Here is a 24,628-nt window from a genome sequence, read left to right as displayed (position 1 = left end):
GGTCAGGCCCAGCGCAGCGGGCCCCATCTTACTTTCGCACCTCGGTCAGGGCAACCTGAACGAATACGCCGGTGTCCTCGGCCATCAGCAGGCCTCGGCCGCGAGGCAGCGGGCCACCCTTCATCTTGCCGCGAATGAAGCCCTCGTCCGGATCGGCATCCATCACCAGCAACGGCGCATTCGCCTGATGCAACGCCCGCAACATCGGGTCGCTACCTGCCGACGACCAACCACCGAAGGACCTCGTCACGATGACGTGCAAACCGACGTCAGCGGCCCGGTTGACCCAGGGAGCGGCCTTGTGCAGCGGTGAATCGAAGCCCGGTGGCAGCTGCTGGATGTCGTCGACGATCAGGAAGATCTCCGGACCACTCCACCACGACCGGGACAGCAACTCCTCGGCTGACAGCCCAGGTGGTGGCTCCCGGCCGGCCAACACGGCGGCCAACTCGCCCATCATCGCCTGGACGCCATCGAGGTTGTAGGCGAACCGCTCCACATAGTTGGAGCCCAGCGCGGTCAGCAGCTGACGACGCGGGTCGATCAGCCAAACCTGCGCCGACGGTTGCCCGGGTGGCGGAGCGGGAACGCTGGTAGCACCCGGTGCATACAACCGCCCGATCTCGGACATGATCGTGGCCAACGTTGTGGTACGCCCACATTCGCGCCGGCCCGTCACCATCAAGTGCGAGTTCTCGGCGAAGTTGAGGTACACCGGCTGCAGATCCAATTCCGATATCGCCCAGGCAATTCCGCCGACACCAACACCTTGACGGGTATCCCGGGCGGCGAGCTGGCGCACCTGATCCACACCGAAACTCGCCGGCAGGCGACGCACCGGCGGCGCCTGGGAGGTCGTGAGCCGACTGACCGCCGCAACGACACTGTCGCACTCGAAGACGTTGGTCGGGGTGCTGCCCATCGCCGGCCTCGCCACCAATGTGTGCAGGCCCGCCTGGGGATCGCTGTCCAGCCGGACGTAGTTGACCGCGACCATGCTGCGACCGGGCTTGACCGGGACATCTTTGGCGAACCGAGAACGCACCAGCTTGGCGTCCTCCACCGCGGCCAAGCGCAGCTCAACGCGGGAACCGAACCCGCTGCGCACCGGGGGCCGCAGCTCAGATTCACGATCGGCAGTGACCACCACGTGCACGCCGAACGAGGGTCCCTGGTTGATGATCAGGTTCACCTGCTCGATCAGCACCTCGTTTTCCTCGGCGAGAGCGCGGTAGTTGTCGATCACCAGGTACACATCGCCGAAGCCATCGTTGGGCACCGGACCGGCTTCCCCACCGAATTTGCGCCGACGGAACATCTCCATCGAGGCAATTCCGTATTCCAGGAAGCTGCGCTTGCGCTCACGCACCAAGGCCAGCAGCTCGGCCACCGTCCGACGCACGCCATACGGGTCCGTCGGGCCAGCCACCTCACCCACGTGAGGCAGCTTGGAAACCGTGGTCAACGCGGTGCTGCTGTACGCCAGGCAGTAGAACTGAACTTGATCGGGCGTGTGAGTCAGCGCCGCCGAGGAAATCAGTGTCTGCAGCGCGGTCGTTTTGCCCGATCCACCCGCGCCCAAAATCAGCACGTTGGACCCGGGACCAGAGGTGTCCACGGTCCACGGCGGCTGGTCATGCTTGAACGGGCGGTCAATGACTCCGATCGGGAACACCAGGTTCCGAGCGGACCCATACTCCTTCTGCCACGGATGCCCGAGGAACCGGTTGACCAGGTCGTCGATCGCGACAGGCTGGGTCAGCGGCGGTTGCCACAGCCGGTAGGGCTCGAAGTTGATCCTGCGCAACTGATCGATGATCACGGTGCCCACCTTGGGCACCCGGATGCCTTCTTCCTCGGCTTCGGCCTCGGCCTCTTCGACCACTTCGCCGTTGGCGTGCGCGACCACCTTGTCGATCTCGGGTCCGCCCACCGTCACCTCGAGTGGGGTGAATGAGTTGGTGAACAACTGCGGGCGAATGTAGTCGATGCTGTGCACCAACACCGGCGCTTCCTCGCCGTCGACGGTGATGCCGGGCTGAAAGTAGTCCCGCCAAAGGAACTCGGCCTGGAACCGGATGATGTCTTCGAGACTCTTCCGGAAGTAGCCCAGACCTGCCTGCGCCGGCAGATTCACCGCGTTGGGCACACCCGCCGCCTGGGCGGCCCCGGCAGTACGTGCCTTCAGCACCAGGCGGTAACCCATGTTCTCCATGAGCTTTTCGGCACGGCTCTCAATGGTCTGCGAGGCCATCATCAAATGGATCCAATAGGCACGACCCTGCCGGCCGATCGAGTCGAGCACGTCGACCGCCGTCGGCATGATGCGGAACCACTCGTAGAACTCGTCGATGACCACCACGAGCATCGGCAGCGGCGCCATGTCCTGGCCGCGTGCACGCATCCTGCCGCGAACCGAGTTGTACTCCTTGGCGTCGTCCACACCCGCGCTGTCACAGATCGCCTTGCGCCGGGCGATCTCACCCCACAAGGCGTCTAGGAAGCGTTCCATCAGCGCCTGGTCTTCTTCCAGGTCGGTGATGATTCGCGAGACGTGTGGCACGCCGGCGAACGGCTTGACCGCGGAACCACCCTTGAGGTCGGCCAGCACGAACTGCAGCTCCTCGGGCGGATGTCCGAGCATCAGCGATTCGATCACGGTTCGCACCAGCGTCGACTTACCGGAACCCGTGGTACCCGACATGACCCCGTGCGGGCCGTCACCACCTTCGTCGAGGGACTTCATGTCCAAGAACAGCAGCTCACCGTTGTCGGATCGGTTGCCGAACGGCGCCCGCAACCGCGACCGGCCCATGCTGTCAGTGCGGCTCCCCCACAAATAGTCGAAGTCGATGTTGCCCGGGTCGTCGATGCCGTAGTAGGCCAAGATGTCCCGAGCGCCAATGTGGGCAACCCGCTGACCGATCTCTTCGTATGCCTCGGCCAGCCGCCACTGGGCCAACTTCTGACCGAACTCCTCCGCCTCCGCGATGCTCACGTGGTCGGTCAGGGCGAAGAACCAGGCGTTGTCGTCGATCACCATCCAGGTGTCGCGGTCGCGGGGCAGCGCCTCGATCACACCAGTCTTGTCGAACTCCAACTTCCGCTCCGGGACGTTCGTCCACATCGGGGAGCCGGTCAGGTCGAAGAACGTCACCCCGTCGACGCCCTCTGCGCTGATCACGTACTCCCACTGCGGGTCATCGAAATCACAGATGATCACGGTGTGCGGGGTCGGCGTCTGTGCCGACGAACTGGCGTGCCGTGGCGTGAAGGACCCGCGTCCGGCGAACAGCTCGGCTTGCTCGGCGGCGAACTCACGCACCGAGCTGTAAACCATCCGCGCGTTGCCCGCTGCGTCGTAGCGCCGTGAGTCACCGAAGTGCGGAAGCCACTTCACCCATTCCCACTCGTCCAGATCGGAACTGACGACGATGAACTGCACGTGGTCAGGCCCGTGCGAAAAGGTGAGCTGGCAGATGATCGCACGCATCAGTCCCAACGCCTGCTCGCGCTCTCCGGCCAGGGCATACCAGGGTTCAACGAGCAGCGAAATCATCTTGGGCAGGTTGTAGACGACGCTTTGATAGCGCCCAAATTCCTGCAACGCCTTACCGGTCACCGGCTCGAGTTCGATGTCGGTCGGCATGTTCTGCGGCTCACCCCAGGTCACCTCGGGGCGGGTCATGCCGACACCGACGCGCACGACCCCGAAGTTGAGGTCTTTGCCGTCGGGTTTGCGTTCCCACATTCGCGGCGAACCGACAGCCGCTGCCAGGGTGCTAGGCGCCGGATGGAACCAGCGATAGTTGGAGTCCATGCTGTCCGCAGACTCCTGAGCCGTCTCGCGCAGCATGTCCAGCATCAGCATGAACTGGGCCCGCATCGCGTCGAGCTTGGGGCGGCTCATCTGCTGCTGTCCGCCTGCGCCGACGCTGCGGAACATCATCATCATGATTCCGACCATCATGAAGATGGGGAAAATCGAGCCGACGCCGCCGAAAACGTGCGAACCGCTGGCAAACACCATGGCCACCATGCCGCCAAGCAGGCCGACCACGACGACACCAACTACGATCAACCACCAGGGCTTCCCCTCTGGCGGGGGGATGCTTAACGGTGTTGGCAGAACGATGTTTTCGGGCTTGATTACCGGCGCCTTCTCGGGCGTCGGCCGGGCGAATCCACGTTTCACTTCGGTACCACCAACTCTGCTGGGCTCATATCCATCGGTAGCGTGTCGTGCTCCACCAACGCATCCGCAAGTGACAACGTCGGGCCTTGCGGCAATAGCCGTAACACCACCCAGGGTGCCGGGCTGGGCGTCAATCCCAATCCCAACGCTTCACGCGCTTCTTTGGTGTCCTCAACCCCGAATCGCGCACCGGCTTCGGTGAGCCACCACAGCGATTCGGTCGTCTGGGCGGCCGGGTTGTTTCCGGTAACGGCGACGAAGTTCGCAAAGTTGGGGCCGAAATAGACCTGGTCAGCCTCGCGGCCGGACATGTCGGCCTTCACCAAGTCGACCACTTTGTTCATCTCGTGTGGCGCGACTGGAATGTTGCGTCCGGAAATCACCTGAACCCGCGACCGGTTCTCGCCGGCGGTCCGTTCCCACCACCAGCAGGTTGAGGGATTGTCCCGAATGTCCATCACATTCAGCGGGTCGTCGGGGTAGGCGGACAGATCCAGCCTGTTGACCACCGGCATCTTGGCCAGCGAGGAGGGCTGCACCGTGACTGGCTTGGTGTTGCCCGGGCGTCCCGCGTTTTGCAGGATCTGGGCCACCAGTGGCGGGAGAGTCTGCACACCGTCGGTCAAGACCAGCGAATACTGCTGCGGTCCACTGATCTGAGGCGTGACGATCACCGTCCCGACGGGCCCGGGCGCACCCGGGAACGTCGCCGCCGCACCGTCATCGGGTACCTCCGGAACCACCAACTCCGGCCCAACCGGCAGCGCGTCGTAGAGCGCATGGCTCATCGGACGTGCCTGAGTGACTTGTTCGGGCGTCAGCCCCAACGGCAGCAGTACCGACCGGTCTGTGGCGTCGATGCGGGAGCGACGTCCTTCGCGGATCACCCAGGCATCACCCCCGTAGCGCAAGACCACCGCGTCGGAGCCCTTCAGGACCCGCCGGTGACCAGTTAGGTCGGGTGTGCCGTCGATGACGGTCACCGTTACGCCGTGCGGCGACTGCGGCATGGTCGACGGACCCACCACGGTGTCGCACACCAGCCAGGAAGACGTGGCAGGACTTGCTGGATCGAAGTCCGACGGCGCGCCGGGGATACCCACCAGCGGCCCATGTGGCATCGAGTCGATCTGGCTTCCCCGAACCAGATGCGGGTTGGAAGCCCGCCCGGTGATCAGTCGTGCCGACGCCAGGTTGAGCGCTGGGTACAGCCGGTCCCCTACCCGAACATATAGAGCGCCGGAATCGCGGTCGGCGATGATCGGGGAATCGTTGATTTGGCCAGAGGGGCTGATGAACGACCAGAGCAGCGCTCCCAGGCAGATCACCAACGCCGCCGACACCGATGCAACGACGGCAAGCGTCTGACGACGGCCTGGCTCGATTTCCATCCGCACGCGCCAGCGGGTTAATGCCATCGCGGTTCGACGGGCCAGGAACTGATAACCCGTTACCTGCGTCCGCGTCGACAACCCGAGGCCGTAGCCTGACCCCCGCTGTCCACGGCCTTGTTCAGCCACGTTAGATCACCTTTCGGTCTGTTTCAGAACGCCTGGATGCTGGCCTGGATACCCGGCGTAACGCTGATCACGTTGACAACCGTAGGGCACCGGGCCAGAAGTCGCCATGCGACGCTGACCGTGCTGGACCCCCCAAGGATTCGCTGTGTCTCGTGTGCATGTTAGCGGCGAATCGCCGGCGTGGCGCGCCAAGTGGCAAACACCCGGCCGCAGGTCGCTGACCTGCGGCGCAGTGCGACGATGCGGTCGATGTCGGGTGGGTGGGCCCGGTCAAGGTCGCCCTGCGCGCGGCGCGTCCTCAGGGTTGGACGCAAGATGGGCGACATGACGGAGCTTGCGCCCTCGCTGGTCGAACTCGCCCGCCGGTACGGCATCGCCACCGAATTCCAGGACTGGAGCGGCCAGTGCATACCCGTCTCTCAGGACACTTTGGTGGCTGTGCTGGCTGCCCTCGGCGTTCGGGCGGACACCGAGCAGCGGCGCAACGCCGCCCTGACCGAGAACCTGCGGTCGTATTGGACGCGCTCGTTGCCGGCGACCATCGTCTCGCGTGCTGGCGCGCAGACACGTTTTTGGGTGCATGTCACTCACGGCGCTCCGGCTGACGTCTGGCTGCAACTCGAGGATGGCACGCTGCGTGGCGAGGTGGCACAGATCGACAACTTCGCTGCGCCGCTCGAGCTGGACGGTCGCTGGATCGGCGAAGCCAGCTTCGTGCTGCCCACCGATCTGCCGATCGGCTACCACCGGGTGTATCTGCGATCCCACGACTACGAGACCAGCACGGCCCTCATCATCACCCCGGATTGGCTGGGGCTGCCGGAAAAGCTCGGATACCGTCGAGCCTGGGGCCTGGCCACGCAGCTCTATAGCGTCCGATCGCGGCGGTCCTGGGGTATCGGTGACCTGACGGACCTGACTGACTTGTCGCTCTGGTCGGCCTACCGCCACGGTGCCGACTATGTATTGGTCAACCCGCTGCATGCGGCGGCGCCGACCGCGCCCATGGAGCCCTCGCCCTATCTGCCGACATCCCGGCGGTTCTTCAATCCGATCTACCTTCGTGTCGAGGCGATTCCGGAATACGCCGAACTACCCAAGCGAGGGCGGGTACGCCAACTACGTGAGAACGTGCAACGGGGGGCGGACCAGGTCGCCGTCATCGACCGCGACGGGATATGGGCGGCCAAGTGCGCAGCCCTCGCCCTGGTCCACCGGGTACCCCGCTCGGCGGGGCGTGAGCTGGCCTATACCGCGTTCTGCGACCGGCAGGGCCGAGCGTTGGACGACTTCGCCACCTGGTGCGCGCTGGCCGAGCGGTACGGCGATGACTGGCACCGTTGGCCGAAGCCGCTGCAGCATCCTGACGCCTCTGGCATCGCGGCTTTCGCGGCCAAGCACGCGGATGCGATCGACTTCCACCGGTGGTTGCAGTGGCAGCTCGACGAGCAGCTCGCCGCGGCGCAGTCGGAGGCGACCGGTGCCGGCATGTCGCTGGGGATCATGCATGACCTCGCTGTGGGCGTTCACCCCAACGGAGCCGACGCGTGGGCCCTACAGGACGTGCTGGCCTTGGGCGTCACCGCGGGCGCACCCCCGGATGAGTTCAATCAGCTCGGGCAGGACTGGTCGCAGCCGCCATGGCGGCCGGACCGACTCGAGCGGCAGGAGTACCAGCCGTTTCGCGCGCTCATCCAGGCTGTGCTGCGGCACTCAGGCGGGGTCCGGATCGACCACATCATCGGGCTGTTCCGGCTCTGGTGGATTCCCGAGGGAGCCGCCCCGACCGAGGGCACTTATGTGCGCTATGACCACGAGGCCATGATTGGCATCGTCGCGCTGGAAGCGCATCGCGCCGGAGCCGTGGTCGTCGGCGAGGATCTCGGCACCGTCGAACCCTGGGTGCGTGACTACCTACTCCTGCGCGGCTTGCTCGGCACCTCGATCTTGTGGTTTGAGCTCGACCGGGACGGAAACGGTGACCCGCTTCCGGCCGAACGCTGGCGGGAGTACTGCTTGTCGTCGGTAACCACGCACGATCTTCCGCCGACAGCCGGGTACCTGGCCGGCGACCACGTGCGATTGCGCGAAACGCTGGGGCTGTTGACCCGACCGGTGGAGGTCGAATTGGAGGCATACCGGGCGGAGCGAGCCGCCTGGCTAGCGGAATTGCGCCGCGTTGGCCTACTCAACCAAGCGGCCGGAGCCGGCGTGACAGCCGAGCCGGAAGACGACCCCGAACAGGTCGTGCTCGCGCTGTATCGCTACCTGGGGAGGACACCGTCACGGCTGCTGGGGGTGGCACTGACCGACGCGGTTGGCGATCGGCAGACCCAAAATCAGCCGGGAACCACAGACGAGTATCCGAACTGGCGAGTTCCCCTGGCCGGCCCCGACGGCCGCCAGGTGCTGCTGGAAGACATCTTCAGCAATGCCAGGGTCGCCAGGCTGGCCAACGCCGTTCGCGATCAGACGACGCCAGAAAGTATCCGGTAGTCCGGTCGGCTTCGGCCGCCACGGGCGTGGCGCCAAGTTGGCCGCTCCCAGCTGTCTCACTAAAACCGTTGCGTGACTGCAGATTCAAGCCAGGCCATCGCTCTGGGCTACCGCAACTGCGCCAGGTTGCGCACCGAGGTGTGCACCTCGGATCGGAGGATTCTGGCTACCAGTCGCCCAATCGGCCCACCTAGCAGACCCCCCATCATATCGGCGGTCAGGTGAAATACCGATCCCGGGTGACCCGCCGCGACGGTCATTGCCACCGCGAGCCGCACTCCGCCCCGCCCACGCCCCCGCAGCTCTATGTACTTGGGCTGGTCGTATTCGGTGACCGTTCAGCCGATGACGTTGCGGAAGCCCTTCAGTCTGATCAGCGACGAGATTCGGACGCCCTTGTCGATCGTCGACGGGACTTCGCTGCGCCAGCCGCCGAAGATCGTCATCCGCTCATCGAACCGGTCTAGATCCGAAGCGATCGTCCAGGCGGTAGCCGGCTCGAGATCCGATGACGTCGAAACCTCCACGCGAGCCATGAGCCAGCCCCACTCCCCCTGTTGCCCCTCTTGCCGGCGACACCCGCTCGTACCCAAACAGGACCGGGGGCGTCGTTCCGGTTCGCATACCCAGCCCCGGCCGGCAGCTAAACGAGAACGACCCCAGCGGGGCGGCGCCCTAAGTAGTTGTCAGCGGTTGCCGCATCAGGCCAGCAGCCCCGCGACGTCCCGAGCTGCCCGGCGATAGCTACTGATCGCACTGTCGGACAACGGAATTGACGACGATCGGCTAGCCGGGCCAAGGGGATCTGGCTAGATTCCGGTCCAGGCGTCGTCCAACTGGGTCGCCACATCGATGACCTGCGCGGCTTGTGAATGCGGTGCGTCGATCTCGTCCGCGACGTACTGGGCGATGAAACGCCGGATCTCACCGTCAACGCCCGCAAGAATGCGCAGGACCTCTCCCCTGATGGATTTCGAGGACACATTGACCGTGATGTCCGACGGACGCGGTTTCGATACGTCGACTATCAGCAATAGCGGCTCGGCGGCGCGCGCGGTCGCGCGCAACGCGATGTCACCGGTCACCGAGAATCGTTGCTTGTCGAGGCGCAGATCCAACAGAAGATCGATCGACAAGGGAATGTGGATGACGAAGGTGATCAGATCACCCACCTTTCGGGTCACCCGCGGATCCTGGATTTTGACTTTCGCACTGACTTTGGCGATGCCTCCGGGGCCCTGAGCGATCGGTTCCATCGCGAACTCGCTGCCCGCGATGTCAGCGAACGCCGCCGCGACGCGGTCCGGGGTGACGGCCACCTCAAAAAACCTGCGGCCGAAGTCCTCGTAGGAGACGTAGTCGTGATTTTGCATAGGTTTATACCGTCTCATGTCGCCTGCTGAAATGGACACTGATCCGCTCGCGTCGCACAAATATGCCACTTGTATGCCACTTGGGCGCAGCGCAGCGAGTGCCTGTGGGGTATCGACCTGTGTGATCTGCAACATGAGCTGGTGACTTGTGAACAACCCCACATGCGGCCGCCTCGATTCGGTGTGTCGGGCGCCGGCCTGCCACCCTTGAACTAATTGGAGGTGTTTGGAGTCTGATGTGCGCCCAGAAATATCCTGAGCAGCGCTCGACCACCTCGCGGATCGAGGGGCTGCTCACCTGGCTTGGTGGCGGGCACTGGCGTGAACTCGGTGAGCGCCATGAGAGGTCCACGCACGCCGTCGCGGGCGCTGTTGTGGCCTTCGGAGCCGTGTTGGCCTGGCTCGTCGCCGGGCTGGCGGTGCGCGAATCGACGAGCTGGCCCGGCTGGGCCGTGGTTGGCGTGACACTGGTGTTCGGCTTGCTGATTGGAGCGGTTACCCGCGGCACCGCTAGTGCTCTCACTCGACGCTGGCCCAGCATCGTGGGACGCGCCGCGGTCGCGGTCGCCGTCGGCGTGGTGGTCGGCGAGCTCGCCGCGCTTGTCGCATTCTCCGGTTCGATTGAGCGATACCTCGACGAACATGCCCTGCGCAACGCACAGACAGCCCCGGCCGTGGCAGCGGCTTCGCAGTCGCTACGGCAGTCGCGCACGGCGCGCCGCTCGCTGGATAACGCGGTGGAAGAAGCTCGTGTCCATCTGGATAGCGCCCTGGTGGTTGCCCGGTGCGAGTACCACCCAACGGCGGACTGCCCACAGACCAGGATCACCGGCATTCCCGGTCGCGGACCCGAAACACGAACGGCCAATCAGCTTCTCGCGGACTCGCAACGCGAGTTGGACAACGCGCTGGCGGCCCGGGATCGCCAAGCATCCGACCTGGATGCCAAGGTGGCTCGCGATGAGCAAGCGCTCGCCGAAGCCCAACGCGCGGTGGTCGCCAATGCTGGTGGCGGGCTGGGCACGCACTGGGTGGCGATGAACGCGCTGACGTTCGCCAGCAAGGGCGCGTTGGCGTTGCGGCTGCTGACGATCGCGTTCTTTGCGCTTGTGTACTTGTTGCCGCTGATCCTGTGGCTCTGGCGGGGCGAGACGACTCACGACCGCCATGCGGCGGCGCGCGCGCAGCGCGACCGTGCCGAGCTCGACGCGGACACCGCTATCGCGGTCAAACGGGCCGAAGTGCGCAAGGCCGCCGAAATCATGCGGGCCGAGCACCAACTCAATCAGACCCGTATGGCAATCGAGGCCCAGGCCGAAATCGACCGTGAGCAACAACGCCGCCGCGTCATCGAAGCACTGGAGCTTCCGGTGCGCGCTTCGTCGCAACGTACCGACGAGCCAGTGGAGGAAGACATGTATCTGCCGATCGCAGCCGAAGCAGAAGCCGCCGCCAGCCGTGCAGTCGCAGAATTGCCGGCCGGGGCAGCGAAAGCCAACACTGACACGAGGCATCACCTTCCGGCGCAGGTCGAGTCGAGCCCGACGGTAGAGCGGCACGAGCAGGACCGCGCGGCGCCGCTGATCCCGTCGATTCCTGACGCCACAAAAGCCGCGGCGCGCTGGATTCGCCCGTTGGTGCCCCCATTCGTCGCGCGTGTCATCGACAACACCACGCAGCCGATCCGCAGCGCGCGTCAGGTGTTCGAAGAAGTTGAGGAGATCGCTTTTTCGTTCAAGCGCACGCGCAAGGTAACGGTCAGCACCGAGAGTTCCGACGACCATCGCGAGCAGCCCGCACCCCAATCCGCCGGTGCCGATGCTCCAGCCCCCGTCAATCGCATCGCTTCGTCACGCGGCGACACCGAATCCGGCAGTTGGGCCGAAGCCGGCGAAGGACTGGAAACCCACGTGGGGCAGCCCTCGCTGGGGCAGGTGCCTGCCGCAGATGCGGTGGGACTGCCGGTCGGGACGACAAAGCAGCACGGCCGGCGCGAATTGGCCGAACGGGAGGGCCCACGCGAGCTGCGGTCGCCCGACGGTCCGCGCCAGCTCCCGCCCGGCAAATAGTCGTGCGGCTTGCGACAGCGGTCGCACCACAGCCGCGGCGTATTATCCTGCCGACGCGTGGAATCGGTGCCGACAGCAGTGACACCCACCGTTGTATCTGGCCGGATTTCATATGGATTGGGAGCAGGACAGAATCTCGTGGATCTCATCACGGCGGTAAACGCAGGGTCCAGCCCAAAGGAGTTCCCCGCACGAGCGGTCGGGATGCGGGTCCGCGCATGAAGGTCAGCGTCTTTCTTGCCGATGCCGCCCATGCCGACGTTCAGTCCGGAAAGATCCACACCCTCGGCCTTGGTTGGCGACAGTGCCAAACACCCACGCCCCCTTTTGCTTTGGTGCTTTTCGTAGACATTGACTGGAATGAGACCAACAAGCAGCACAAGCTGAAGTGCCAGCTGTTGACTACCGATGGTGACTTGGTCGTGGTGCCGGGGCCGAACGGGCCGCAGCGTGTGCTCTTCGAAGCCTCCGCCGAGGCAGGGCGACCGCCCGGCGCTATCCACGGTACGTCGGTTCGTATGCCGCTCACCCTCAACATTCCTGCCGGCATTCCCCTGGAACCGGGCATATATGAGTGGCGGGTGGCGGTCGAAGGCTATGCCAGAGCCACGGCGGTCGAGTCGTTCGTGGTGACCGGCCCCGGTGTCCCACCGGCGCCTTCGGAGTGATGGCTTGCGCCGGAATGCGCACCGCGGAAGACACTTTCATGGTGGCGTTGCAGCGGACGGCGTGATATCGATTGCAGCAGGAGAGCGGTTGAATAAGCACTGAGGATCAAGTCACCGTCGATGCCGACCCGTACATCTGGCCTTTCGACGGCGACATTGCCATCGGGCGGACAGCGCTGGTCAACATCGACTGGCAGGTCGACTTCGCCGGTCAAGGCGGCTATGTCGACACCATGGGCTACGACCTGTCTTTGGTACGTACCCCCCTGGGCCCGGCGCAGACCGTGCTCGAAGCCGCGCGGAAGCTGGGCCTGTTGATTGTGCACACCCGCGAGGGGCAGCGGCCTGACCTCAGTGATCTCCCGGCCAACAAGCGGTGGAGATCTGCGCGAATCGGGGCGGAGATAGGTGTGGCCGGGCCATGCGGACGCATCCTCACCCGAGGTGAGCCGGGATGGGAGATCATCCCGGAGATGGCGCCGTTGCCAGGAGAAATAGTCGTGGACAAGCCTGGCAAGGGAAGCTTCTACGCCACCGATCTGGAGTTGATCCTCACGACCCGCCGCATCACCCATCTGATCTTCACCGGCATCGCCACTGATGTCTGTGTCCATACCACGATGCGCGAGGCCAACGACCGAGGGTACGAGTGCCTACTGCTCTCCGACTGCACCGGCGCCACCGACTACACCAATCACCTTGCCGCCCTGAAGATGATCACCATGCAGGGCGGTGTGTTCGGCGCCCATGCGACCAACGGAGCGCTTCTCGAGGCTTTCAACAAAGTGCGGGACAGGCGCGGCTAGCGGTCCGAAAGAGGTCAGTTGGAGGGGTCGCCGACCGCACCCCCCGCGCCCCCGGCTCCGCCGGAACCGCCTTCCCCGGTTTGGCTGTTGGGCGGATTGCCCCCGAAGCCAGCGTCGCCGATCTTGCCGCCCTCCCCGATACCACCAATGACGCCGCTGCCACCGGTACCGCCCTGACCGCCGGTACCTCCGTAGGCACCCCCGCTACCGAACGGTGCGGGCGCTCCGCTGCCGCCGGCGCCGCCGTCACCACCGGCCCCGCCGGCGCCGTTAAAGCCCTTGCCCCCGTCTCCACCGTCACCGCCCTCGCCACCCGCCGTTGCCTCGCCGGCAAGGCTCGCATCGTATCCGGGGCCGCCCGTGCCGCCGTTCCCGCCGTTCCCGCCGATGGTGCCGTCGCCACCGTTACCGCCATCAGCGCCCTCGTAGCCAGGCGAACTGGAACTTACGCGTTGCTGGTTCGGGGCGTCCCCGCCGTCCCCGCCATCGCCGCCAGGCCCGATCGCACCGTTGCCCCCATTACCACCTCTGCCTTCCCAGATTTCGACGCGACCGTTACCGCCGTCACCACCGTCCCCACCGGTGCCCCCGTCTCCGCCGGAACCGCCTCGACCGCCCTCCCCTGGGTTCCAGAGACCGAAGCCGTCGCCGCCGTCGCCACCCGAGCCGCCGTCGCCGCCGGCTCTCCAGGCGCCGGTGGTGCCGGCGCTGCCCTAAGTGGACCCAGTCCCGCCAGCGCCGCCGGCCCCGCCGGCAAAGGCCTGGCCGCCCCCACCACCGTCCCCGCCGTCGCCTGCGCGATTCGTCAAGGTGGCGTCGAGTCCGTCCATCCCAAGACCGCCGTTACCGGCGAATCCCCCGTTGCCGCCGTCACCACCGTCACCACCGGCTCCTCGAGTGCCACCCCCACCAGCGCCCGCGGCACCGCCGTTTCCTCCAGCCCCGCCGGCGCCGCCAGCCCCGCCGTCGCCACCACCCTGGCCGTCGCCACCGTCCCGGTCGGTCCCGCCGCTCGGAACGCTGCCGTTGTTGCCGTCGTAGCCGTTGCCGCCGTTGCCGCCGTCACCAGCAGCACCGCCATTGCCCCCGGCCCCTTGGCTGCCGTTCTGGCCCACACCGGACACGGCCTTGCCACCGGCACCGCCAGCGCCTCCGGCACCGCCATCACCACCCTTACCGCCGTCACCACCGTCCTTGCCGGCTTCTCCTGACGCCGTACCCGATGAGCCTATGGTGCCGGCGGCGCCGTCGCCGCCCTTACCGCCCACCCCTCCGTCGCCGACTATGCCGCCGTTGCCGCCCGCACCACCGGCGGCTCCGTCTTGTCCGGGAGCAGTCGCGTTCGCCCCAGCACCGCCGGTGCCGCCGTCGCCGCCGTCACCCAAGTGGCCGGTACTGCCGTGGTTGCCAATTTGGGAGCCGGTGCCGAAGGACCCTCCGGTCCCGCCGGTGCCGGCGTTTCCGCCATTGCCGCCCTTGCCGCCGATCCCGTTGTTGACTGCCCAGGTGCCGGCGCCGCCCTTGCCGCCGTTGCCGGCCGTACCACCAGTTCCGCCGGCACCGCCGTCGCCGCCGACACCCTGGCTGCCGTCGCTGTAGCCGGCCGCCTGCGCGGTACCGCCGGCGCCACCATTACCGCCGCGCCCGCCGGTACCGCCTTTGCCGCCGTCACCGCCCTCGCCGCCCGCGCCACCTGCCGGACCCGTGGTCCCGACCTTGCCGGCCCCGCCAGTTCCGCCGACGCCGCCGTCGCCACCGTTACCACCATTACCGGCGTTCGCCCCGCCGTTGCCGCCGGCACCGCCCACGCCGCCAGCTCCGGCCTGCCCGCCGGCTTCACCGTTGCTGCCGGCTGAGACACCTGCGGCGCCGGCTTTGCCCGCGCCACCGTTGCCGCCGCTGCCGCCGTCGCCCCCGTCGCCGTAGAGCCCGCCGTCGCCGCCGGCTCCCCCCGCCCCGCCGGCGACACCGATTGCACCGCTGCCGCCGTTGCCGCCGGGCCCACCGACGCCGCCAGCGCCCCTGTCGCCCGCGTCACCACCGTTAAGGCCGGCCTTGGTGGAGCCGTTGAACCCGTTTCCGCCTCGGCCGCCGGTTCCGCCATCGCCACCTGCCCAACCGGAACCACCGGCACCACCGTTGGCACCCATCACATCGCTCGACCCGGCCGTGCCGGTCGATCCGGTACCTCCGGTGCCGCCATTGCCGTAGCGCCCGCCGTCACCACCAGCGCCGCCAGCACCACCTTTGCTACCGGTGGTACCCGTCGTACCGCTGCCGCCGTTACCGCCGTCACCGCCGTTGCCGCCAGTGGTCTGGGTCAGCCCGTCCGTGCCGTGGGCACCGGTAACCGAGCCGGTTCCACCGGCTCCACCAGCCCCACCGACACCGGGATCGCCACCGTGCCCACCGCTGCCCCCAGCTAGCCCCGAGGCGGCGGCCGCGTTTGCGCCATCGCCGCCATGACCGGCGGCTCCACCGGCCCCACCATCACCACCGGCTCCACCGACCCCTCGGATGCCGTCGGAGAATCCCACGGCCTGCGCCAACCCACCGGCACCACCGTCGCCCCCGGCTCCACCAACACCACCCATACCGCCACTGCCACCATCGGTGCCATCCAGACTCAGCTCGGTACCGTCAAAACCACGGCCACCGTCCCCACCGATACCCCCGGTACCACCGGCCCCGCCAGCACTACCGGCCCCGCCAGCACCACCGGCACCACCATCCCCACCGACAGTGCCGTCACCGCCAACCACCGACATCCCGTCGTAGCCGCGGTAACCACCACCACCAGCACCACCAACACCACCGTTGCCGTACCGGCCACCATCATCACCAACCCCACCAGCACCTGCTGTGGTAGCTGGGTCGATCGCGTCCGCGCCGCGACCACCATTTCCGCCGTCACCACCGCTGGTCGGGCTCTGACCGGTGACGCCGTGTGAACCCAGGACCGAGCCGCGACCGCCGGCTCCGCCAGCACCACCCAAACCGGGATCACCGCCTTGCCCGCCGGCACCACCGACGCCAGTTCCGGTCAGGAATGAACCCACGGCCCCATCACCGCCATCCCCCGCGGCGCCGCCGGCCCCGCCCTCACCACCAGACCCGCCGGCACCCCGACCGCCCAAGAATCTGATCGGGCCGCCCTTGCCGCCATCACCGCCAACCCCGCCGGCTCCGCCGCTGCCACCGTTTCCACCACCGTCGCCAGCACTAGCCGCGGCAATCCCGTTGGCGCCTGCACCGCCCGCTCCGCCAAGTCCCCCGACGCCGCCGAAGCCTCCCGCGCCGCCGGCACCGATCAACCTTCCACCCCGCCCGCCGGCACCACCGTTCCCCGCGTTGCCGCCGGACTCACCAATCCCGCCCGATATTCCGTCTGCGCCGTTTCCGCCAGCACCCCCACTGCCCCCGGCACCCCACAACCCGGCAGCGGCGCCACCGGAGCCGCCGTCACCGCCAGTTCCGAGCACGCCGCCGGCTCCGCCAGACCCACCGGCCCCACCGCTGCCAAACAAGCCCCCACCGACGCCGCCGTCACCGCCGGCCCCACCGTTGCCGGAGCCGTCGCTGGCACCGCCCACACCACCCGTGCCGCCGCGCCCCAGCAGCGGGGCATTGCCGCCGTCGCCGCCGGCCCCGCCGTCTTGGCCGCCAACACCACCAGCGCCACCCAGACCGCCGGTGCCGATCAGACCCGCATTTCCACCGGCACCACCGCCACCACCAGCACTAGCGAGGCCCTCACCACCGGATCCACCGGCTCCGCCGGCACCCCACAACCAGGCCCCTCCGCCGGCACCCCCGGCTCCGCCACTCAACGCACCCTGTCCGCCAGCACCGCCGGCGCCGCCGTTGCCGTACACCAACCCGCCACGCCCGCCGACACCGCCACTACCGCCGTTGCCCGCCGCGCTGATTCCACCCGCTCCGCCGGCGCCGCCGTTGCCAAACAACCCGACCGACCCGCCGGCACCACCGGACTGACCAGCCGCTCCAGAGCCGCCGGCACCACCGTTACCCCACAGCAAGCCCCCGGCTCCACCAGCCTGGCCGGACCCTGGCGTTGCATCCACGCCGTTGCCGATCAACGGACGTCTCAACCATGACTGTGTGGGCGCATTAATCGCGTTCAGCGCATTCTGTTCCGCGAGTTGCAAGGCCGATATGAGCGATGCATTAGCCGTCTCCTTGCTGACATAAATTCCGGCGCCGGAAGTCAGCGTCTGCACAAATTGTTCGTGAAACGCCGCCATCCGGGTGCTGAGCGACTGATATTCGGCCGCGTGAGTACCGAACAACGTCGCAATCGCCACCGACACCTCAGCGGCAGCAGCGGACAGCACCGTCGTGGTCGGTCCCGCTGCCGCGGCATTGGCCGCCCCGATCGAAGACCCAATCCGCGCCAAGTCCGACGCGGCTCCGGCAACCAGCTCCGGAGACACAGTGACAAGCGACATTCTCACCCCCAGGTTTGAAAGAAGTGGCCCTCACGATAGGGCCATCCTGAGGCAATATCCGCAGCTCAGATACATCGCGCGAAACTTGAAAGGCGCCCGGCAACCACCGTCGGCGGTGTCGTCTCAATGCTGGACCGCCACCTGCGGTTACCCGGAGATTTATTACTGCGGCCGTCTCAACTCCGCGAATCGCGAGAAGAGCTGAAAAAAGCCGAATATGGTTCTGTTTCAAACCGGGCCGTGGTCCCGCCATGGCCGGAACCGGCACCCCACCCTGCTGACACGTCTCGCCCGCACCCATCAATTGCGAGAAAGCTACCCGCACTGATGAAAGGGCTGAGTCGCGGATGCCTTCTCGCGACGAGAACAAACCTAAAAACCGGTGGTTCGACAGAAAGGACGCCCACTCAAATGCCTGGTAAGAATTGGATTGTCGGAGACCGCAGTGCCGTCGCCGCCGAACTGATCTACGACGCAGCCGCCGAGTTGATCGCAAGCGACGGACTCAGCGCATTCGACATCGACAAGCTAGCCGCCCGAGTGCACTGCTCGCGAGCGACCATCTATCGCTACGCCGGGGGCAAAGCCAAGATCCGCGATGTTGTCATCGCGCGGGCCGCGGCGCGCATCGTCGAATCCGTTCGCGCACAGGCCGAAAGCCTCACTGGCGCTGAGCGAGTGGTCGCCTCGGTCGAGTTTGCGCTTGCCGGTGTCCGTTCCGACCCATTGGGCCGGCATCTTGTCGGATCGTTCCCCAAGAGCGCAGACGGGGCCGAGTGGTTCGTGGGTTCCCAGCTGGTAGCCAACTTCGCGGCTGATCTTGCCGGAATCACCGGCGGTGATCACCAGGCCGGGGGGTGGCTGGTTCGAGTGGTGCTGTCGCTGATCCTTTGGCCCGCCGAGGACGAGGAGACCGAACACCAACTCGTGCACCGGTTTATCGGCCCGGCGTTTGGCCACGAATCGGGACTTGACGCAAACAACTCACGCGTCGCCGAACCCGTCTCATAGCTTTGGCCCAAACCCGTATGGGTTATCAATGGTGTTGCACCGCTGTAGAGCGGCCTTACCTCACGGCCAGTTCGAGATTTTCCAGCCGGCGAACCAGCATGCTGGGCAACCATCGCCCGACATCGGCGGCCTCGATCACTGTGGTTCGTTCCAGCAGCAGCCGCAGCACGATCTGTGCCTCCAGGCGTTCCAGCGCGGCCCCGACGCAGAAGTGAGCCCCTTTGCCGAAACTGATGTGGCCCTTGCCGCCCCGCCGATCGAGGCGGAACTCCTCGGGCGCATCGAACTGGACCGGGTCTCGATTGGCCGCCCCCCACATCAACAGCAGGTGCGAGTCAGCAGGCAGATCCAGGCCGCCCAGCATGGTGTCATTTCGTACGTGCCGGTAGTGGCCCCGGAAGGGGGCTTCGTAACGCAGCGTTTCTTCAACGAACGCGCCGAGCAGCTGCGGATTGTCGCGCTCCTGCTGCTGGATGTCGGGGCGGGTGGCCAGTATCCACGCCGCGCTCCCCAGCAGTGATGCCGTGGACTCACCCCCGGCGGCGAACAGCATCACCATCATCAGGTTGGCGGTCAGGCTGTCCAGCTCCCCGGTCGCACACGCGGTAGCCAGCTCGCCCTAGAGATTCTCCTGCGGGTCGGCTGCGGCCCGGGCGAATTGCTCGGTGATATAGCCACTGAACTGCATCACAGCGATGCCTGCGTCGGCGAGCTGGTCTTGGTCGACGAGCCCCTCTAGCAGCTGGGTTGCGCCGTAGCCCCACTGGACCAACTGGGCGATGTCCGCGTCAGGCAGGCCGATGAGTTCGGCGACGACCATCATCGGCAAACGGTTGGCGATGGCGTCCATCCATTCGATACGCCCGCCCTGCAATTCATCGAACCAAAGCCGTTCCGCAGTCTCGGAGATGAACCGTTCCAAGCTGTGGATGCGCCTGGCCGCCAGATGGCGCACCAACAGCTTGCGGTGTACCGCGTGGGCGGGATCGTCCGCGGTGGCCAACACATGGGTGGGCCCGCCCAGCTGATCCATCTGGAACGCCGCGATTTTTCCGTACGGCGAATACGTCATGGTCGCGGTCAGGTTGGACGAGAAGTCTTCGGGGCGGCTGATGGCGTCGTTGACCGCGTCCCAGCCGCACACGGCGTAGAAATCCGAGTCCGCAATGCGATGCACCGGCCCCTCCGCGCGCATACGCTCGTACAGCGGGTACGGATTCTGCAGAGATTCGGTGCCAAAAAATGTCATGGCATCGCTCGCGACTTTCATTGCTCCAGCCTGGGGGGGCAGAAAACGGCACGTCAACGGCGCGGCAACAAGTCTAGAACGGCCCCCCAGCACCATGACCTCTGTCAATCTCAGCGCGGGCGTCATACCTGCGCATACTGAGGCCAACATGGCGAGGTTTGTCTCACGCTGAGAGATCCAGGCCCACCCGTTCCAACCGGTTCTCACCCGCGCCAGCCGCACACCGACTCGATAGCGCTGGCCGGCGCCCGGCCCCTAGCCTCCGCCACCGAAGCCTCCCTGACCGCCGTTACCGCCAGAGCCGCCATTGATGCCTGAGGGTGCCCCGCCGGTGGCTCCGCCGGAGCCGTTTTGGCCGGGGTAGGCGCTCCCATCGACTACTCCCATCCCACCGGTGCCGCCGGCCCCGCCGTTTCCGCCCGCGCCCCCGGGTTCGGTCACGCTGAAGGGTGGGACTCCCGTATCGGTGCCCAGGCCCCCCGCTCCGCCGGCCCCGCCATGGCCGCCGTCACCGCCTGAACCGTTGAGCCCGATACCGCCGAATCCGCCGGCTCCACCGCTCACTCCATCACCTGCACTGCTTAGCCCGCCCGATGTATCGCCTCCGTCGCCGCCGTCACCGCCCGAGCCACCATCTCCGCCTTGCGAGGTACCAGTGCCGCCGGTGCCGCCGGTGCCGCCATTGGAGCCAAAGTAGGAATCGCCGCCGTCCCCTCCGCTACCCCCGGTGCCGCCAGTCGCGCCGGTGCCGCCCGCGCCTCCCAAGCCGCCCCGACCGCCTTTGCCGCTGTTCGAGTCGCCGCCGTCACCGCCGACGCCGCCCGTACCACCGGTTCCGGCGCTGCCCGATGCCCCCGTTTCGCCGGTGCTCGATCCGTCGCCGCTGAGGCCGCCACCGCCCCCACTGCCGCCCTGGCCGGCCGAACCCCCGGTTCCCCCGGTACCAAACCCCGTGGCATAGCTACCGCTGCCGCCAGCACCGCCGGTTCCGCCGGTACCACCGATTCCGCCTTGGCCACCGGCGCCCCCGGCGCCGTCGGCGCCGTCCTGGAACCCGCCTGCCTGGACCTGGCCACCGAGTCCTCACGTCCCGCCGGTTCCGCCGGTGCCGCCCAAACCACCGGTAGACCCGCCACCACCTGGCACGCCCGAGCCCGTGGGCATCGACAAAGCGGTGGCGCCGGTGCCGCCCTGGCCGCCGACTCCGCCGGTTCCTCCGGCACCGCCAGCGCCACCGTTGCCGGCTTGGGCTCCTCCGAGACCCCCAGCCCCTCCGTCACCACCGGTTCCTCCGGTAGCACCGGTGTCACCGGGGAGACCCAGCGTCGTGCCGCTGGCACCGGTAGCGCCTTTGCCGCCGGCGCCGCCCGTGCCACCATCGCCGCCGTTGCCGTAGAGCCCACCGTCGCCACCGGCCCCACCGGTACCCCCTTTAGCTCCGGTAGCGCCGCTGCCACCGGTCCCCCCGTCGCCGCCGCCACCACCACTGGTGGGACTGGTCCCGGCCTTGCCGGTGCTACCCGTGGTCAAACCGGTCCCGCCTTTGCCGCCAGCCCCTCCAGCACCGGGATCACCGCCGTCCCCGCTATTTCCACCGGTCGCACCGGAACCCGCCACCGCATTAGCGCCGTCGCCGCCATCGCCCGGATTCCCTCCCGCGCCACCGTTGCCGCCGTCACCACCGGAGCCCTGGGTGCCGTCGGCGTATCCAGCCGCCTGAGCCTGACCGGCGTCGCCACCGTTACCGCCGGTGCCGCCCGTCCCACCATCGCCGCCGTCTCCGCCGTCCCCAGCGTTGAGGTTGCCCCCGGCCACTCCGTTGGCACCGTTGCTGGCGGCACCCCCCTTACCTCCGGCGCCGCCGTTGCAGCCATCGCCGCCTTCGCCACCGTGGCCTGCCAAGGATCCTCCGCTGCCGCCGGCTCCGCCGATTCCGCCCGCCCCGCCGTCGCCGCCGTCCCCGCCGTCCTGTCCGGGGGTGAGGCCTCCGAAGCTGTTTGTGCCGGAGGCTCCGTTGCCGCCGTCGCCCCCATCGCCGCCATTGCCGTAGAGCCCACCGTCGCCACCCGATCCGCCGGCACCACCACTGGCGCCGTTGAGGGTGGCATTGGCGCCATCGCCACCGTTGCCGCCGTTGCCGCCGCTGGTTGGGCTGAAGCCGTCGGCGCCTTCGGCACCCATCGTGGAGCCGCTACCGCCGCTACCGCCGGCCCCACCGACTCCGGGGTCGCCGCCGTGACCACCATCGCCGCCGGCCTGACCAGAACCCGCGGCCGCGTTTGCTCCGTCACCGCCGCTACCGGCGCCGCCCCCAGCCCCGCCGGTGCCGCCGTCAACTCCGACACCCTGCGTGCCATCGGCAAAGCCGGCGGCCTGGGCCTGGCCAGCCACTCCGCCATTGCCACCGGAGCCGCCGGCACCGCCGGCACCGCCGTCGCTGCCGTCGCTGCCGTCGAGCGACAAACTGGTGCCGTCGAATCCTCGACCACCGTCTCCGCCCTGGCCACCAGCGCCGCCGATGCCGCCGGCACCACCACTGCCACCGGACCCACCGGTGCCGCCGCCGGTGCCATTACCGCCTACGACCGACGAAATTCCCCCAAAGCCGGTGTATCCGTCCCCACCGGCACCACCGTCACCGCCGTCGCCATATAATCCACCGTCACCGCCGGCGCCGCCGGCGCCGCCGTTGCCGCCAGTCGTGGGCGCGGCCCCGTCGGCCCCGTGTGCGCCCGTCGTGGAACCGCTTCCACCGACTCCACCGATTCCGCCGGCACCGTTATTCCCGCCGTTACCGCCGTCACCCCCGGCCATGCCAGAACCCGCCACCGCGTCAGCGCCATTGCCACCGTCACCGGCAGTCCCGCCCGCGCCGCCACCGCCGCCGGCCCCACCCATTCCCTGGACGCCGTCAGAGAACCCCGCGGCCTGGGCCTGGCCAGCCGCGCCACCCGCACCGCCGGCCCCACCGACACCACCATCGCCACCGTCGGTGCCATCGAGGCTGGCGCCAGTAACACCATCAACCCCACCCGCGCCAAGCCCACCGGCTCCACCGGTAGCCCCAGCCCCACCTACACCGCCGTCACCACCATGGCCTGCCAGCGCACCGCCCATGCCCCCGGCACCACCGCCCATGCCCCCGGCACCACCGGCGCCCCCGGCACCACCGGCTTCACCGACATCACCGGAGGCACCCGACACGGTGGCATCTTGACCGTTAGCACCGACATACTCGTCCCCACCGGCACCGCCGTTGCCATACAACCCGCCATCACCACCGACGCCGCCGATACCACCGTCGCCACCGGCGCTCACGGCGTCGGCTCCACGGCCACCGTTGCCGCCAGACGTGGAAATGGCCCCGTCCGCGCCACGGTCGCCCGTAGTCGATCCGGACCCGCCGGCGCCACCAGCGCCACCCAGGCCCGAGTCGCCGCCGCGCCCACCGGCACCGCCCTGACCACCGGTCCCACCGGCACCCTGGCCGCCCAGGAAGCGGATCAAGCCGCCCTTGCCTCCAGCACCGCCGATGCCACCGGCGCCGCCATTGCCGCCGTTGCCACCCATGCCACCGGCGCTAGCCGGCACGAGCCCGTCAGCTCCGGTACCACCGGCGCCACCGGTGCCCCCGATACCGCCCGAGCCGCCCGCCCCACCGGCACCAATCAACCAGCCACCGCTACCACCGGCGCCGCCGCTACCTGCGTCACCGCCGACTCCACCGGACTCACCGGCGCCGACCGCCAATCCGGTGCCGCCATCCCCGCCGGCACCACCGCGCCCGCCGTTACCCCAAAATCCGGAGTCGCCCCCCACACCGCCGTTGCCACCGGTACCGACAGCTGCACCGCTTCCGCCGACACCACCGACCCCGCCATTGCCATACCACCGGCCGCCATCGCCGCCAGCGCCACCGACCCCGCCGTCGCCCGAACCAGCACCACCACCGGCGCCACCGGTACCACCGCTACCCAGCAACCCGGCGTTTCCGCCAGCACCACCGACCCCGCCGTCGAGGGCGCCGCTGCCCCCGGCCCCACCGGCACCACCGGCGCCCCAGAGCCCGGACCAACCACCGGAGCCTCCCGCACCTCCGACCATTCCCTGTCCACCGGCGCCGCCAATTCCGCTGTTGCCGTAGTGAATCCCGCCGCTGCCACCGGCCCCGCCAGCAGCACCGGTGCCCGACGCGCCGGCAGCGCCGCCCGCGCCCCCGGCACCGCCATTACCGAATAATCCCGCCGCCCCACCAGCGCCGCCGGTCTGGCCGGTGCCTCCCGAGCCGCCATTGCCGCCATTGCCCCACAAAATGCCGCCGGCCCCGCCTGCTTGCCCGGTGCCGGCAGCTCCATCGGCACCGTTGCCGATCAACGAACGCCCGAACCAGGATTGCGTGGGAGCATTGATCAGTTGCAGCGCAGCCGGTTCCACGGCCTGCAGGGGTGCAGCATTGCCCACCTCTGCGGCCGCGTAGGACCCCACTCCCGCGCGCATTGTCTGCACGAAATCGTCGTGAAAGGCCGCCATCCGCGTACTGATGGACTGATACTCGACAGCGTGTGCGCCGAACAGCGCCGCAATCGCCTCCGACACCTCATCGCCAACAGCGGCGAGCACGCTGGTAGTGGCCCCCGCGGCCTGTGCATTGGCGGTGCCGACCAAAGACCCGATCCGCGCTAGGTCTGACGCAGCCGCGGCCACATACTCCGGCAACACATTCACAAACGACATTCCCACCCCTACCCACTCGTTGACGAGAGCTCCGTGGG

11 protein-coding genes and 2 pseudogenes are annotated in these 24,628 nt (G+C 67.8%); 5 read left to right on the top strand and 8 right to left on the bottom strand.

Annotation, left to right across the window (positions count from 1 at the left end; all coding sequences use genetic code 11):
* Nucleotides 1–28: 28 nt before the first annotated feature.
* The gene (gene eccCa, locus G6N41_RS17905) at nucleotides 29–4,195 is read right to left on the bottom strand and encodes a type VII secretion protein EccCa (RefSeq protein ID WP_198965281.1); all 4,167 of its coding nucleotides are present in this window, start codon (nucleotides 4,193–4,195) and stop codon (nucleotides 29–31) included.
* The gene (gene eccB, locus G6N41_RS17900) at nucleotides 4,192–5,715 is read right to left on the bottom strand and encodes a type VII secretion protein EccB (protein WP_198965280.1); all 1,524 of its coding nucleotides are present in this window, start codon (nucleotides 5,713–5,715) and stop codon (nucleotides 4,192–4,194) included. Before eccB ends, eccCa begins: the two co-directional genes overlap by 4 nt.
* A gap of 324 nt (nucleotides 5,716–6,039) precedes the next feature.
* Between eccB and malQ the strand changes: the two genes are divergently transcribed.
* The gene (gene malQ, locus G6N41_RS17895) at nucleotides 6,040–8,211 is read left to right on the top strand and encodes a 4-alpha-glucanotransferase (RefSeq protein WP_198965279.1); all 2,172 of its coding nucleotides are present in this window, start codon (nucleotides 6,040–6,042) and stop codon (nucleotides 8,209–8,211) included.
* Between the two features lie 107 nt (nucleotides 8,212–8,318).
* Here malQ and G6N41_RS17890 read toward each other — a convergent pair.
* A pseudogene (locus G6N41_RS17890) lies at nucleotides 8,319–8,747 on the bottom strand (type II toxin-antitoxin system Rv0910 family toxin).
* A gap of 273 nt (nucleotides 8,748–9,020) precedes the next feature.
* The gene (locus G6N41_RS17885; RefSeq protein ID WP_020728935.1) at nucleotides 9,021–9,584 is read right to left on the bottom strand and encodes a hypothetical protein; all 564 of its coding nucleotides are present in this window, start codon (nucleotides 9,582–9,584) and stop codon (nucleotides 9,021–9,023) included.
* A 236-nt stretch (nucleotides 9,585–9,820) separates the two neighbouring features.
* Here G6N41_RS17885 and G6N41_RS17880 point away from each other — a divergent pair, with 236 nt between their 5' ends.
* The 3 genes from G6N41_RS17880 (at nucleotide 9,821) to biuH (ending at nucleotide 13,127) form a co-directional block, all read left to right on the top strand.
* Nucleotides 9,821–11,653, top strand: coding sequence for a DUF4407 domain-containing protein (locus G6N41_RS17880; protein WP_198965278.1), 1,833 nt, complete (start codon nucleotides 9,821–9,823; stop codon nucleotides 11,651–11,653).
* Between the two features lie 218 nt (nucleotides 11,654–11,871).
* Nucleotides 11,872–12,321, top strand: coding sequence for a DUF6941 family protein (locus G6N41_RS17875; RefSeq protein ID WP_198965277.1), 450 nt, complete (start codon nucleotides 11,872–11,874; stop codon nucleotides 12,319–12,321).
* A gap of 92 nt (nucleotides 12,322–12,413) precedes the next feature.
* Nucleotides 12,414–13,127: a biuret amidohydrolase gene (gene biuH / locus G6N41_RS17870; RefSeq protein ID WP_198967909.1), complete on the top strand. Its 714-nt coding sequence runs from the start codon at nucleotides 12,414–12,416 to the stop codon at nucleotides 13,125–13,127.
* Nucleotides 13,128–13,840: 713 nt separating this feature from the next.
* Here biuH and G6N41_RS17865 read toward each other — a convergent pair.
* Nucleotides 13,841–17,596, bottom strand: a complete 3,756-nt coding sequence (locus tag G6N41_RS17865; RefSeq protein ID WP_231608569.1) for a PE family protein — start codon at nucleotides 17,594–17,596, stop codon at nucleotides 13,841–13,843.
* A 411-nt stretch (nucleotides 17,597–18,007) separates the two neighbouring features.
* Here G6N41_RS17865 and G6N41_RS17860 point away from each other — a divergent pair, with 411 nt between their 5' ends.
* The gene (locus G6N41_RS17860) at nucleotides 18,008–18,607 is read left to right on the top strand and encodes a TetR/AcrR family transcriptional regulator (RefSeq protein ID WP_198965276.1); all 600 of its coding nucleotides are present in this window, start codon (nucleotides 18,008–18,010) and stop codon (nucleotides 18,605–18,607) included.
* A 55-nt stretch (nucleotides 18,608–18,662) separates the two neighbouring features.
* Here the strand turns inward: G6N41_RS17860 and G6N41_RS17855 are convergent.
* From G6N41_RS17855 to G6N41_RS17850, 3 genes and pseudogenes are all read right to left on the bottom strand, one after another.
* Nucleotides 18,663–19,877, bottom strand: a pseudogene (locus tag G6N41_RS17855) (cytochrome P450).
* Nucleotides 19,878–20,111: 234 nt separating this feature from the next.
* Nucleotides 20,112–20,621: a hypothetical protein gene (locus G6N41_RS30085; protein WP_231609059.1), complete on the bottom strand. Its 510-nt coding sequence runs from the start codon at nucleotides 20,619–20,621 to the stop codon at nucleotides 20,112–20,114.
* Nucleotides 20,622–20,939: 318 nt separating this feature from the next.
* Nucleotides 20,940–24,590 carry a PE family protein gene (locus tag G6N41_RS17850; RefSeq protein WP_231608568.1) on the bottom strand — a complete coding sequence of 1,217 codons (3,651 nt, stop codon included), beginning with the start codon at nucleotides 24,588–24,590 and terminating at the stop codon, nucleotides 20,940–20,942.
* Between the last annotated feature and the right edge of the window lie 38 nt (nucleotides 24,591–24,628).

The organism is Mycobacterium shottsii (assembly GCF_010728525.1).
Lineage (GTDB): Bacteria > Actinomycetota > Actinomycetes > Mycobacteriales > Mycobacteriaceae > Mycobacterium > Mycobacterium marinum.
Note: the sequence above shows the minus strand (reverse complement) of the source record. Positions and strands in the feature narration are given on the sequence as shown.

What these genes read in the sequence shown, in the direction of transcription:
- G6N41_RS17860 (WP_198965276.1), top strand. Translation starts at nt 18,008, where the DNA reads ATGCCTGGTAAGAATTGGATTGTCGGAGACCGCAGTGCCGTCGCCGCC.
- G6N41_RS17850 (WP_231608568.1), bottom strand. Translation starts at nt 24,590, where the DNA reads ATGTCGTTTGTGAATGTGTTGCCGGAGTATGTGGCCGCGGCTGCGTCA.
- G6N41_RS17865 (WP_231608569.1), bottom strand. Translation starts at nt 17,596, where the DNA reads ATGTCGCTTGTCACTGTGTCTCCGGAGCTGGTTGCCGGAGCCGCGTCG.
- G6N41_RS17875 (WP_198965277.1), top strand. Translation starts at nt 11,872, where the DNA reads ATGAAGGTCAGCGTCTTTCTTGCCGATGCCGCCCATGCCGACGTTCAG.
- malQ (WP_198965279.1), top strand. Translation starts at nt 6,040, where the DNA reads ATGACGGAGCTTGCGCCCTCGCTGGTCGAACTCGCCCGCCGGTACGGC.
- G6N41_RS17885 (WP_020728935.1), bottom strand. Translation starts at nt 9,584, where the DNA reads ATGCAAAATCACGACTACGTCTCCTACGAGGACTTCGGCCGCAGGTTT.
- G6N41_RS17880 (WP_198965278.1), top strand. Translation starts at nt 9,821, where the DNA reads ATGTGCGCCCAGAAATATCCTGAGCAGCGCTCGACCACCTCGCGGATC.